The organism is Jeotgalibacillus terrae, from assembly GCF_016908195.1.
Classification (GTDB): domain Bacteria; phylum Bacillota; class Bacilli; order Bacillales; family Jeotgalibacillaceae; genus Jeotgalibacillus; species Jeotgalibacillus terrae.
In genome coordinates, this window is record NZ_JAFBDK010000004.1 from 162,016 (window position 1) to 175,522 (window position 13,507).

At 42.3% G+C, this 13,507-nt stretch carries 11 protein-coding genes; all 11 read left to right on the top strand.

Annotated elements, in window-relative coordinates; all coding sequences use genetic code 11:
• Positions 1–79 precede the first annotated feature (79 nt).
• The 11 genes from JOD21_RS05255 (at position 80) to sigG (ending at position 13,499) form a co-directional block, all read left to right on the top strand.
• Positions 80–1,999, top strand: a complete 1,920-nt coding sequence (locus JOD21_RS05255) for a stage V sporulation protein D (RefSeq protein ID WP_204728614.1) — start codon at positions 80–82, stop codon at positions 1,997–1,999.
• A 59-nt stretch (positions 2,000–2,058) separates the two neighbouring features.
• Positions 2,059–3,537 (top strand): UDP-N-acetylmuramoyl-L-alanyl-D-glutamate--2,6-diaminopimelate ligase, encoded by a 1,479-nt coding sequence (locus JOD21_RS05260; protein WP_204728615.1) that lies wholly within the window; start codon positions 2,059–2,061, stop codon positions 3,535–3,537.
• 200 nt (positions 3,538–3,737) lie between these two features.
• Complete coding sequence (mraY, locus tag JOD21_RS05265; RefSeq protein WP_204728616.1) at positions 3,738–4,712, top strand: phospho-N-acetylmuramoyl-pentapeptide-transferase; 975 nt, start codon at positions 3,738–3,740, stop codon at positions 4,710–4,712.
• Positions 4,712–6,064, top strand: coding sequence for a UDP-N-acetylmuramoyl-L-alanine--D-glutamate ligase (gene murD / locus JOD21_RS05270; RefSeq protein WP_204728617.1), 1,353 nt, complete (start codon positions 4,712–4,714; stop codon positions 6,062–6,064). Before mraY ends, murD begins: the two co-directional genes overlap by 1 nt.
• 22 nt (positions 6,065–6,086) lie before the next feature.
• Complete coding sequence (gene ftsW / locus JOD21_RS05275) at positions 6,087–7,160, top strand: putative lipid II flippase FtsW (protein ID WP_204728618.1); 1,074 nt, start codon at positions 6,087–6,089, stop codon at positions 7,158–7,160.
• Positions 7,161–7,283: 123 nt separating this feature from the next.
• On the top strand, positions 7,284–8,135 hold the full coding sequence (locus tag JOD21_RS05280) for a cell division protein FtsQ/DivIB (protein WP_204728619.1): 852 nt from the start codon (positions 7,284–7,286) through the stop codon (positions 8,133–8,135).
• A gap of 281 nt (positions 8,136–8,416) precedes the next feature.
• Entirely contained in the window at positions 8,417–9,709 is a 1,293-nt protein-coding gene (ftsA, locus tag JOD21_RS05285) for a cell division protein FtsA (protein ID WP_204728620.1), read from the top strand.
• A gap of 38 nt (positions 9,710–9,747) precedes the next feature.
• Entirely contained in the window at positions 9,748–10,920 is a 1,173-nt protein-coding gene (gene ftsZ / locus JOD21_RS05290; RefSeq protein ID WP_204728621.1) for a cell division protein FtsZ, read from the top strand.
• 144 nt (positions 10,921–11,064) lie between these two features.
• A complete protein-coding gene (locus JOD21_RS05295) occupies positions 11,065–11,898 on the top strand; it encodes a sigma-E processing peptidase SpoIIGA (RefSeq protein WP_204728622.1) in 834 nt (277 codons plus the stop codon).
• A 14-nt stretch (positions 11,899–11,912) separates the two neighbouring features.
• Positions 11,913–12,632 carry an RNA polymerase sporulation sigma factor SigE gene (sigE, locus tag JOD21_RS05300; protein ID WP_204728623.1) on the top strand — a complete coding sequence of 240 codons (720 nt, stop codon included), beginning with the start codon at positions 11,913–11,915 and terminating at the stop codon, positions 12,630–12,632.
• A gap of 93 nt (positions 12,633–12,725) precedes the next feature.
• A complete protein-coding gene (sigG, locus tag JOD21_RS05305; protein ID WP_204728624.1) occupies positions 12,726–13,499 on the top strand; it encodes an RNA polymerase sporulation sigma factor SigG in 774 nt (257 codons plus the stop codon).
• Positions 13,500–13,507 lie beyond the last annotated feature (8 nt).

Below are 13,507 nucleotides of genomic sequence, written 5' to 3' on the forward strand. Positions count from 1 at the left end.
TTAATTCAGAAAAGGCTTTTTGCATACCCGATAAATCCTGACATACGATGTGAATATAGCTCAATACAGGGGGAACAGTGTGCAGTATTTTTCAGAGAGGTTAATTAAAAAAAGACTATTGGTTGTGTTTGCCTTATTCGTGCTTATTTTCTTTGTCGTGATCATTAGACTTTTTTACGTTCAGGTCATATCGCATGAAAAGTTATATGAAAAAGCAATTGAAAGCTGGACGAGGGAACTACCGTTAGAACCTGAACGCGGCTCTATCTATGACAGAAACGGCAAACCTATTGTATTAAACGAGTCCGCGCCGAGTCTCTTTATTATTCCTAAGCAGATTGAGGATCGTGAAAAGACTTCTGCTCTATTAAGCAAAGTGCTGAAGATGCCTGAGGAAAAAGCAGTAGCATTTGTAAACAGAAAAGGCTCCATTGAAAAGCTGCATCCTGAAGGGAGAAAGCTTTCATTTGAACAGGTGAGAGCACTTGAGGAAGCATCACTGCCCGGTGTATATATTGCAGATGACTATAAGCGTGCTTATCCTCATGGAAGGATGCTATCACATGTACTTGGATTTATAGGAGTTGACAACAGGGGATTATCAGGACTTGAACTGCTTTATGACGATCAGCTATACGGTATCCAGGGTGCAACGGGTCTATTCACAGATGCGAAAGGAAAAGAGATGGGAAAGTCAGGTTCATTCAACAAGGACCCTGAACACGGGATGGACCTGCACTTAACAATCGATCTGAATGTGCAGAATGTACTTGAACGTGAATTGACGAATGCACAGGAAAAGTATGATGCGGATCAGATTTTAGCACTTGCAATGAATCCGAAAACAGGTGAAATTCTCGGAATGGCTTCAAGGCCGGATTTTGACCCGTCTAATTATCAGCAGTTCTCTCCGGACATTTATAACAGGGTATTGCCGATCTGGAGAACGTATGAACCGGGATCAACTTTTAAAATTATCACACTTGCAGCTGCGCTTGAAGAAGGGCTTGTGGACCTTGAGAACGAGCAGTTCTATGACAGTGGTCATGTGGAGGTAGGAGGGGTAAAGCTTCACTGCTGGCAAAGAGAAGGACACGGAAACCAGACGTTTCTTGAAGTTGTTCAGAATTCTTGTAACCCCGGATTTATAGAATTAGGGAACAGACTTGGTAAAGACAGGCTGCTGTCTTATATTCATGATTTTGGATTTGGACAGAAAACTGGTATCGATCTGACTGGTGAAGCGAGCGGGATATTGTTCAAACCGGAAAATATGGGACCTGTTGAACAGGCGACAACTGCTTTTGGACAGGGGGTTTCGGTAACTCCAATCCAGCAGGCGGCAGCTGTTTCGGCTGTGATAAACGGCGGTCATCTCCCGGTTCCCACGATTACAAAGAAATGGACCGATTCCACTTCGGGGGAAACGGTTCACGAAGTAGAGACGAAATCAAAAAGAAAAGTTATATCTGAAGATGTATCTGCTGAAATGAGAGAAGCACTCGAATCCGTAGTGGCACAAGGTACCGGAAGAGGAGCTTTTGTTGACGGGTATCGTGTGGGCGGGAAAACAGGTACTGCACAAAAGGTCGAAAATGGCCGCTATATGAAAGATAGTTACATTGTTTCATTCATTGGCTTTGCTCCAAGTGATGACCCCGAATTGCTGGTCTATCTTGCAGTTGACCATCCTAAAGATACTGTTCAATTCGGAGGTGTAGTCGCTGCACCGATCGTAGGTACAATCATTGAAGAGTCCTTAAATGCCATGGGTGTTAAAAGACGAACAAAACAAATTGAAAAAGAAGTCAGGTGGTTAGACCCGCCTGAAATCAAAGTCCCTGATGTAACAGGCATGACAAAAAGTGAACTGCTTGAAATGCACCTTCCGATTGACCTCGATATAAAAGGCGATGGCAAAAAAGTAATCAGACAATCACCTGAACCGGGAGCCGTACTGGAAGAAGGAAATACGCTTCGAATCTTCACAGGTCAATAGCATTCTTTTGACCTATGAGGTAATATAGCAGTATAAGATTTGTTCGAGGAGTTGAATATATGAGACTTTCAGAGCTGACAGGCTGCCTCCCATTTTATACGATAAAAGGCCCTGAATCAGACCCTGAGATAATGAAGCTGTGTCATCATCATCAGGAAGTTGAAAACGGATCCCTTTTTGCAGCAATAAAAGGTGAACAATCTGACGGCAGACTATATATAGAAAAAGCGATTGAAAATGGTGCAGCTGCTATTATATCTGATACTGAATATGATTTGCCGGTGCCTCAGATTATTGTTAAACAGCCTAGGCATTCACTTGCATATCTTGCTAACCATTTTTACGATTATCCGAGTTTCGATCTGAATGTGATTGGTGTGACCGGTACGAATGGAAAAACGACTGTTACTCATATGATTCACAGTGTACTTGAATCTGCCGGTATAAAAACCGGTATTATCGGCACGCTGTACATGAAGCAGGGAAACCAGGTTAGAAAAGCCGTTAACACCACTCCTGACGGTTTACTACTGCAACAGACCCTTGCGGATTACAGAGAAGCAGGGGTTAAGGCTGCAGTTCTTGAAGCTTCATCCCATGGTCTTTCACAGGGCAGAATGTTCGGGTGCGATGTGGATATTGCAGTTTTTACGAATATTACGCAGGACCACCTCGACTACCATGAAACAATGGAGAATTATAAATGGGCAAAAACCCTGCTTTTCTCCCAGCTCGGTCACTCACACGTAAAGTCATCACCAAAGTTTGCTGTTCTAAACAACGATGATCCGTTTTCAAAAGAGATAGAATCAGTTACATCTGCTCATATTTTAACGTACGGACTAAGCAGTGATGCTGATATTTATGCAGAAAATATAGCCATTCAAAAAGAATCGGCTTCTTTTGTATTAAGAACACCGTCAGGACATATTGAAGTTATCATCAAATTAGCGGGCATTTTCAATATATATAATGCATTGGCAGCAGCAGCAGTCGGTTTTGTAAACAGAATCCCTCTGCAGGATATTGCCTCAGGTCTCGAAAATATCTCCGGGGTACCCGGACGTTTCGAAATTGTCAGACATGAGCACCCATTTACAGTGATTGTGGATTACGCCCATACGCCTGACAGCTTAAAAAATATTCTGCAGGCAGCAAACAGAATGAACCCGAACAATTTGATTACATTAATCGGCTGCGGCGGTGACAGAGATCGTGCCAAGCGTCCGGTTATGGCGAAAATTGCGTGTCAGTATGCGGATCATGCAATTTTTACTTCTGACAATCCGAGAAGTGAAGATCCGAAAAAAATTCTGCGGGATATGGAAAAGGGGGTGCCCGGTGACAGCTACACAGTTATCGAAGACCGCAAAGCGGCAATCAGCCAGGCGATCAGTCAGGCAACCCCGGGAGATATCGTCATAATTGCAGGCAAAGGTCATGAAAAATATCAGATCATTCAAAATGAAAAAATCCCTTTTGACGACAAATCAGTCGCTGAAGATATACTGAGGGGACTACAGGTGAAGGGTGTTTAAGAATTGCCCCTTTGTGAAAAAGCTGAGACATATTAACTTGTCTCAGCTTTTTATTGTTCACAAGTAAAACAATTGTCCTGAAATTAAAAATGTAATAAACTTTCCCGCTCTAAACACGGTAGTTATGGTAAAATGAGAGATTGTCAGCATACAACATAAACAGTACAATAAACTGGAACGATTTGTTAGGAGGAAGCAAGATGTCATTATGGGCTGTACTATGGGCAGCAATAGTTGGATTTGGAATTTCCGCAGCGGCAGCTCCGGTATTTATTCCATACTTAAGAAGATTAAAATTTGGACAAAGTATCAGGGAAGAAGGACCTGAATCCCATCAGAAAAAGTCCGGCACGCCAACAATGGGCGGTTTAATTATTTTGAGCGCACTGACAGTCGCAACCGTTGCAGTCAGCGCGATCTTCAGTGTATTATCTGTTACAACTTTTCTATTACTAATGGTCACGATTACCTTTGGGATCCTTGGATTCCTGGATGATTTTATTAAAGTAGCCAAAAAGAGAAATCTTGGCTTAACTTCAAAACAAAAGCTTCTCGGACAAATTGTGATTGCTATTATATTTTATATTGTTTTCAGCGCTAATGATTTTTCGTCAATCATTGCAATTCCATTTACGTCAATTGAATTAAATCTTGGTATTTTATATGTCGCATTCGTCATTTTCTGGTTAGTCGGATTTTCGAATGCTGTTAACCTGACTGATGGACTTGATGGTCTCGTATCAGGTACTGCAGTGATTGCATTTGGTGCATTTGCACTGATTGCCTGGCAGCAGGAACAACTCGCACTGGCAATTTTCTGTATGGCTGCCGTGGGAGCACTGCTTGGGTTCTTATTATTCAACGCCCATCCGGCAAAAGTGTTTATGGGTGATACAGGTTCACTTGCGCTCGGTGGCGCAATCGGGACCGTATCCCTGCTTGCAAAACAGGAAATATTGCTACTATTGATTGGTATTGTTTTTGTATTGGAGACTTTATCAGTCATGATACAGGTTACTTCATTTAAAACAACTGGAAAACGGGTTTTTAAGATGAGTCCGCTTCATCATCACTTTGAACTCACTGGCTGGTCAGAATGGAAAGTCGTTACTGTCTTCTGGACAGTTGGTCTTGCAGCAGGTGTGATGGGCGTTCTGATAGGAGTGTATGGCTGATGATTAATTATAAAGGGTATCAAAATAAAAAAATCCTGGTAGTCGGACTCGCAAAAAGCGGAGTCGCTGCATCGCTTCTTCTTCACAAATTGGGTGCATTTGTTACAGTTAATGACTGGAAGCCTCTTTCTGAGAATAAGGATGCACAGCAGCTGCTTGATCAGGGAATTAAAGTGATTTGCGGCAGTCATCCGGTTGAACTCCTCGACGAAGGCTTTGAAATGATCGTGAAAAATCCTGGTATTCCTTATACAAATCCACTGATTAAAGGCGCTATAGCAAAAGGTCTGCCTGTGATTACTGAAGTGGAACTTGCTTATCAGATCAGTGAAGCAGATATCATCGGTATTACCGGAACGAATGGTAAAACGACTACTACGACACTGATTCATGAGATGATTACAAAAGATCAGAAAAAGTCATATGTTGCAGGGAACATAGGAACAGTTGCCAGTGAGGTAGCCCAGATTGCACATCCTGGTGAAGCAATGGTCGTTGAATTATCCTCATTTCAACTGATGGGAATCAGACAGTTCGCCCCCGCGATTTCGATTATTACGAACATTTATGATGCGCATCTTGACTATCACGCTTCAAAACAGGAATACGTGGAAGCAAAGGCTGCTATCACTAAAAATCAGACAGAAAACCACTATTTAATTGTTAATGCTGATCAGGAAGAACTCATGAATGCTATTCAGCATACGAGAGCTAAAAAGATACTATTTTCAACGAAGAGATTATTAACAGAAGGTATCTCAACTGACAGTGAACAGATTTTCATGAATGGTGAAGCGGTCGTAAGGCTTGAAGAAATCGTGCTTCCGGGCAGACATAATCTTGAAAATATAATGGCTGCGATCGGTGCAGCAAAGTTATATGGCGTCTCAAATGAAAGCATCAGAGCAGTACTCGGAGAATTTGCGGGGGTAAAACACCGTACCCAATTTGTAAGAGAGTGGAACCGGATTAAGTTTTATAACGATTCCAAGGCAACAAATATCCTGGCCACACAAAGCGCGCTCGATGCATTCAAAGGTCCAACGGTATTATTATGCGGCGGTCTTGACCGTGGAAACAGCTTTGATGAACTGTCGGCGTCGATGTCGCATGTCAAAACGGCAATTGTATTTGGTGAAACGGCAGATAAGATGGCTGAAGCTGCAAGAGCAGGCGGTGTAGAGAACATCATCAGCGTGAAAGATGTAAAAGACGCTGTCCATGCTGCAGCAGAAAGTGCAGAAAGTGGAGATGTCGTACTTCTATCACCAGCATGCGCAAGCTGGGATCAATACCCGACTTTTGAAGTGCGGGGAGACATATTTATTGATGAAGTGAATAAGCTGAAGTAAATACGCTGAAGGGACGAGTGTCATGGATCGTCTGCTGTTTACTTTAGTGATGTGCTGTTCAGTTTTTGGTGTTTTATTAATTGATAGTGCAAGCAGTGTATGGGCATTCGACCGTTTTGGGGATGCCCATTTTTTTTCTTTCAGACAGGCATTATATCTGGCTGCAGGTGTCATAGCGATGGTAACAATCTCAAAAGTGCATTATCAGGTATGGCGTAAACATGCGTCTGTTATTTACCTGATTTCGATTATTTTACTGGTTCTTGTGTTGATTCCGGGTATCGGTCTTGAGCGAAACGGTTCCCAGAGCTGGATCGGGGCAGGTCCAATATCAATTCAGCCTGCAGAGCTCGCGAAAGCAGGTGTTTTAATGATGACGGCGGCTTTAATCTCTACATCGCGTAAAAAACTTACGCTAAAGCAGACAGCTTTTCTGATTATAGTTATTTTATTGCCTTTTGGAATCGTCATGCTGCAGCCGGACCTTGGAACCGGGACTGTCCTTGCAGGAAGCGGTCTGTCACTGTTATTTTTAGCAGGGGTCAGTATCCGTTTCTTTGTTTTCCTTTTTGGGGCAGGTGCGGCAGGGTTTGCAGGGCTGGTTATTGCAGCTCCATATAGAATGCAAAGAATCAATTCATTTATTGATCCATGGCAGGATCCACTTGGAGCGGGATTTCAGATGATACAATCACTTTACGCAGTAGGGCCGGGCGGGCTGTTCGGTACAGGATTTTCAGACAGCAGGCAGAAACATTTTTATCTGCCTGAACCTCAAAATGATTTTATTTTTGCCATTGCTGCAGAAGAGCTTGGCTTAGCGGGAAGTATCATCATTATTCTGTTGTTCGCAGCAGTAATCTGGAGAGGTATTCTGATTGCAGTATCAGCACCTGATACATTCAGTAAAATGCTGGCGGGGGGCATTGTGATTTCACTTGGATTACAAACCGCTATCAACATCTCAGTTGTGATTGGTTTAATACCTGTTACAGGTATCACACTCCCGTTTTTCAGTTACGGCGGATCATCACTGATGGTTGTTCTCTGTATGATTGGAATTTTGTTAAATATCAGCCGTTATACAGGAAAGTAGGTATTTTACATTTTCATGACGATAAGCATGTTTCTGTATGTTATCAGCTTTCAATAGTGTAGTATAAAGGTAGATTCAAAAAGAGTCGTTTGCGGCTCGTATCGCATGACTGGAGTGAAATGAATGAAACGCAAGCCGGTTGTCTCACTTGAAGACAGAGTACCGCAGTTAAGACAGCGCCGGCGGAAAAGAGCGAACAGGCGCTTAGTCGGTGTTGTTCTGCTATTTGTCTTCCTGATCATTATCGTACTGTATTTCCAGTCTTCCTACAGTAAAGTTCAGGATATTCAGGTGAATGGAAATAGCGGGATATCTGATGATGCTGCTGTGGATCTAGCAGGAATATCACCAGGAGACGCTTATTGGACTTTAAATCTGGATGATGCTGAAAAAAAACTGACTGATCATAAAATAATCAGAAACGCAGAAGTTAAAAGGGATTTTCCATTAGGTGTAGAAGTAACAATTGAAGAATTTGAAAAAGTTGCTTTAAGCAGAGAAGGCCAGCAATATCGTACTGTATACGAAAATGGTTATATCAGTGACCCCAAACCAGTGCAGGATATTGATTTTAGTGCACCTGTTCTGAATGGTTTCAGGCAGGGGGCTGTTTTAAATGATCTTGCATCCGCTCTGTCAGACCTTCCGGGAAACGTATTGAATTCCATTTCTGAAGTGCACCATACTCCGTCTGAAGTTGATTCAGGTAGAATTACGCTCTATATGAATGATGGTTTTGAAGTGACTGCGGTAATCCATACGCTTGCTGAAAAGATGACACATTATCCATCTATCGTAAGTCAGCTCGACCCTGACGTAAAAGGTGTGATTGACCTGGAGGTAGGATCTTATTTCCGTGCTTATGAAGGTGCAGAAGAGGTGCCGGATGTGTCAGCAGAAGACACTGCCGGAGACGATATTGATGACACATTGGATAATCGTGCAGGAGTAATAGAAGGAGACTCAGAAGAGTAAGAAAATTAAAGTATGAATTTGTCAGTAATATCGGTCATTTATTACTTTTCTGAGTATCTCAATTGGTGTAGACTATACCTATTGAGGTTTCTGCCATGAAACTGCAAGAATGCTAACTTTTTAAAGTTACGTTTATAAATATGAAATCCTGAAAAATTTAAAAACAAGGCAATGTTAAAGACAAATGTTGTTTTAGCCCAGCTGGTGATTGCAGCGGAAATCAACAGCCAACTTTAACAAAGCTAAAAACAAAGTTAAAAGGTTTAAAGGAGGTGCCACACGTGAGCAGCAACGAGTACTATGTCAGTCTGGACATAGGATCATCTTCTGTAAAAGTAGTCATTGCAGAATTGGTCCAGGATTCAGTTAATATTATTGGAGTCGGAAATGTTGAGTCTGAAGGAATTAGAAAAGGTTCAATTGTTGATATTGATGAAACCGTACAGTCAATCCAGAAAGCAGTAGATCAGGCTGAGCGGATGACAGGTCTTTCAATACATAATGTAATTGTAGGTATACCGGCAAATCATGTCGCCCTGCAGCCATGCCATGGAGTAGTGGCAGTTTCTACAGATGACAAAGAAATCCGTGATGAGGATATTGCACGCGTATTAGACGCGGCACAGGTCATGCCAATGTCTCCTGACAGGGAGTTAATTAATATTGTGCCCCGTCAGTTTATTGTTGACGGACTGGATGAAATTAAGGATCCACGAGGTATGATCGGCGTGAGACTGGAGCTTGAAGGTACAGTTGTAACTGGCTCTAAAACGATGCTGCACAATATTTTACGCTGTGTTGAAAAAGCGGGGCTTGAGGTTGCTGATATCTTCCTTCAACCGCTTGCAGCTGGCACGATTGCCCTGTCAAAAGACGAACAGGATCTGGGTACAGCAATCATTGATATAGGCGGCGGATCCACAAGTATCGCAGTATTTGAACATGGACATCTGATTGCAGCTTCAACTGTACCTGCAGGCGGTGAACATATTACGAAGGATTTGTCGATCGGTCTCAGAACTACAACTGATGATGCTGAGAAAATCAAACGTAAACATGGACATGCCTTTTACGATTATGCTTCAGAAGATGAAGTGTTCAGTGTACCTATTATTGGAAGTGACCAGCACCAGCAATTTAATCAGCTTGAAATTTCTGATATCATTGAAGTCAGAATGGAAGAAATGTTTGAATTGGTGCTGAATGAACTGAAAAGGCTAAATATCCATGATTTACCTGGTGGATTTGTCCTGACTGGTGGTTCTGCAGCGATGCCTGGCGTACTTGAGCTTGGACAGGCAGTTCTTCAAAACCAGGTGAGGGTTGCAGTGCCGGATTATATCGGGGTCAGAGAGCCGCAGTATACGACGGCAGTCGGCTTGATTAAATACGCATATAAACATGCCAAGCTGCAGGGACAGGCTGACAAACAGCCTTCTGCATCTGAATTTAATCAAAATGACTATGCACCTAAAAAACAAAAGTCCCAGGAAACAGCACCTAAGCAGCAAAAGCCAAAGCAGAAAAATGAAGAGGGCAGATTTAAAAAACTATTTGGATACTTTTTTGAATAGAAGTTCCGGGAAGTAATTTTGAATTAGGAGGATTTGCGATGTTAGATTTCGATACGAATGTTGATTCCCTGGCAACGATCAAAGTCATCGGTGTAGGCGGCGGCGGAAACAATGCTGTTAACCGCATGATTGAGCACGGCGTTCAGGGAGTAGAGTTTATAGCAGTTAACACTGATGCACAGGCACTTAATCTTTCCAAAGCAGAAATCAAAATGCAAATCGGCGGCAAGCTGACGCGCGGTCTTGGAGCAGGTGCTAATCCTGAAGTAGGGAAAAAAGCAGCAGAAGAAAGCCGTGAACAGATTGAAGAGGCAATTAAAGGCGCAGATATGGTATTCGTTACTGCCGGAATGGGCGGCGGTACCGGTACTGGTGCAGCACCTGTTATCGCACAAATTGCCAGAGAACTGGGCAGCCTGACAGTCGGTGTCGTAACCCGTCCATTTACATTTGAAGGACGCAAGCGTGCCACACAGGCAGCAGGCGGTATCAGTTCGATGAAAGAAGCAGTGGATACACTGATCGTCATTCCTAATGACAGACTTCTTGAAATCGTTGACAAGAGCACGCCGATGCTTGAAGCATTCCGTGAGGCAGATAACGTACTGCGTCAGGGTGTTCAGGGTATTTCTGATCTGATTGCAGTACCGGGTCTGATCAACCTTGACTTTGCAGACGTTAAGACAATCATGTCAAATAAAGGATCTGCATTGATGGGTATTGGTATTGCATCAGGAGAAAACCGTGCATCTGAAGCTGCTAAAAAAGCGATCTCAAGTCCGCTTCTTGAAACAGCAATTGATGGTGCGCAGGGCGTACTGATGAATATTACAGGTGGTACAAACCTGAGTCTTTATGAAGTACAGGAAGCAGCAGATATTGTAGCAAGCGCATCTGACCAGGAAGTAAATATGATTTTCGGATCAGTCATTGATGAGGATCTGAAGGATGAAATTCTGGTTACAGTGATTGCAACAGGATTCAGCGAAACGCATAATCAGGCAAAACCTGCCCGTCCTCAGATGGGTGGCCAGGTGAGACAGCAGCCTCAGCCTCCAAAACGTGAGAGAGAACCTGTCCGTGATCGTGAGCAGCATCATCAGCGTGAGGAAGCTCCTCAGGCTGAACAGCAGCCGCGTAATCAGCAGCCTGTTGAAGATACTTTAGATATTCCAACATTCCTGCGTAACCGTAACAGACGCAGAGGATAACTTGAAGTCCGGCTTACTTAAGCCGGGCTTTTTTTGTGGGCTGATGACGTAATTTATACCACGAAATATTGAACTCTTTTTAGGAACTGACAAGTTTCACTGCTGCTGAGTTTGTAGAATGTGGTTATCGGGAGGACAGGAATCATGACTCTGTATATCGAGTATCTGCTGATCGTTAATATTGGTGGAGGTTTGATTTTACTGCTGACGTTGAACCGGCTGTTAAAAACTCAGTTAAAAGTGGGCGCTGCATGCATGGTTTTACTTATTTATACTGGACTTGAATGGTATTTTTCGCTAAACGGTTCAGAAATCATCAAAATAATTGCACCCATGCTCATGATTGCAGCTGTAAAGGTTTCGATCAGAAAACAGGTTGTGCTTCACGCGGTATCATTATGTTTATTTTTATTTTCCTCAGGGTCAATGGCATCATTTGTCAATGGTTTGCTGTCTGAATCAACCCCTGTTACCGGACTTGCTCTGCTGTTTTTGATCTTATCTATTCATTTATTACTTGCAGGGAGAATTTCGTGGCAGGTCAGCAGCTCTTCTGTGCAGCAATCTTATATCTATGAAGTGGAACTGACACTCGGGAAAAAAATGTGGGCCGGAAATGGATACCTTGACTCAGGCAATGCACTCATTACTCCATTTTCAGGGAAACCGGTTATGTTTGCAGACTTCTCTGTGGCTAAGTATTTACTTCCTGATGAAGTTTTATGTTTTATTAAAAACGACTCAGACTGTCCAGAAGAGTGGAAACAGAAAATCCATTATATCCCCACCAAGTCAGTTCATAAAGAGTGCGATGTCCTTATCAGTATTGAATGTGACCGTATCAAGGTATGTACAGAAGATGATCACTTTGTTTTCGAGAAAATCCCGGTTATTTTCAGTCTGGAGAGTCATTATGTAGATCGTTCCTGTCATTGTCTGCTGAATCCATTGCAGATGCTTCATTGTTATCAAATATAAGGGGTGCTGTATGAATGAACTTATTGGATGCTAAAAAGAAAGTCCAGTTATGGCTTGTGCAGGTTACCGGAAAGTTAAAAGCTAAAGAAATACATTATATTGGTGGCAGTGAAGCGCTTCCGTCTCCGCTTGCGAGACCTGAAGAAGCTAAAGTTCTTGCAAGGCTTGCACAAGGCGATGAGCAGGCCAGATCTTTATTGATTGAACGGAATCTCAGGCTTGTCGTATATATATCAAGAAAGTTTGAAAACACCGGAGTAAACCTAGAAGACCTGATCAGTATTGGAACAATTGGTCTGATAAAAGCGATTAATACGTTTAATATCGAAAAAAATATTAAGCTTGCTACGTATGCTTCAAGATGTATTGAAAATGAAATTCTGATGTATCTCAGAAGAACAAGTAAGCTGAGATCTGAAGTTTCGTTTGATGAACCGCTGAATACGGACTGGGATGGAAATGAATTATTATTATCTGACGTACTGGGAACTGAAAATGACCTGATTGTAAAAGGGATCGAAGAAAAGATGGATAAAGTGCTGTTATATCAGGCGCTCAATATTCTTGATGATAAAGAGACCTTTATTATTGAATCACGTTTTGGTTTGAATGGACGAAAAGAGCATACTCAAAAGGATGTAGCCGATATGATGGGCATCTCCCAGTCCTACATATCCAGACTTGAAAAAAGAATTATTAAAAGACTTCAAAGAGAAGTGGCAAAGCTGGTGTAAAACCAATCTTTTCCTTTACGGCGTAACCGCATAATTTTCATGTGCAGGGACATACTGAACGAGAACAATTACTCCCGACTGGAGGAAAATCTCATGTCCCGGAAAGTTGAAATTTGTGGTGTTGATACTTCTTCACTTCCAATTTATAAAAATGAAGAAATGAGACAGTATTTTTCTGCTTTTCAAAGTGGCGATAATGAAGCAAGAGAAAAACTTGTTTATGGCAATCTCAGGCTGGTCTTAAGCGTCATTCAGCGTTTCAGTCACAGAAGCGAAAATCCGGATGATCTGTTTCAGGTTGGCTGCATCGGCCTTTTGAAATCGATTGATAATTTTGATCTCGGCCAGAATGTGCGCTTCTCAACGTACGCTGTTCCGATGATCATTGGAGAGATCAGAAGACATCTGAGAGATAATAACCCGATCCGTGTATCAAGGTCGCTTCGGGATATTGCCTACAAATCACTTAAAGCCAAAGAAGAGCTCATTACTGAAACTTCTAAGGAACCAAAAATCAGTGACATATCAAAGCGCACAGGTATACCTGAAGAAGATATTGTTTTTGCACTGGATGCGATTCAGGAACCGGTATCCCTTTTCGAACCGGTTTATCAGGACGGGGGAGATCCGGTGTATGTGATGGATCAGGTAAAAGACCACCGGGTAAGCGATGAAAGATGGATAGAAGAACTCTCAATCAGAGAAGGCATGTATGATCTTGAAGACAGAGAAAGACTGATTTTAACAAACCGTTTTTTCAATGGAAAAACCCAAATGGAAGTAGCTGAAGAAATCGGAATTTCACAGGCTCAGGTTTCCCGTCTTGAAAAAGGAGCCATTAAACAGATGAATAAATATTTTTTATAAAAAGCCGG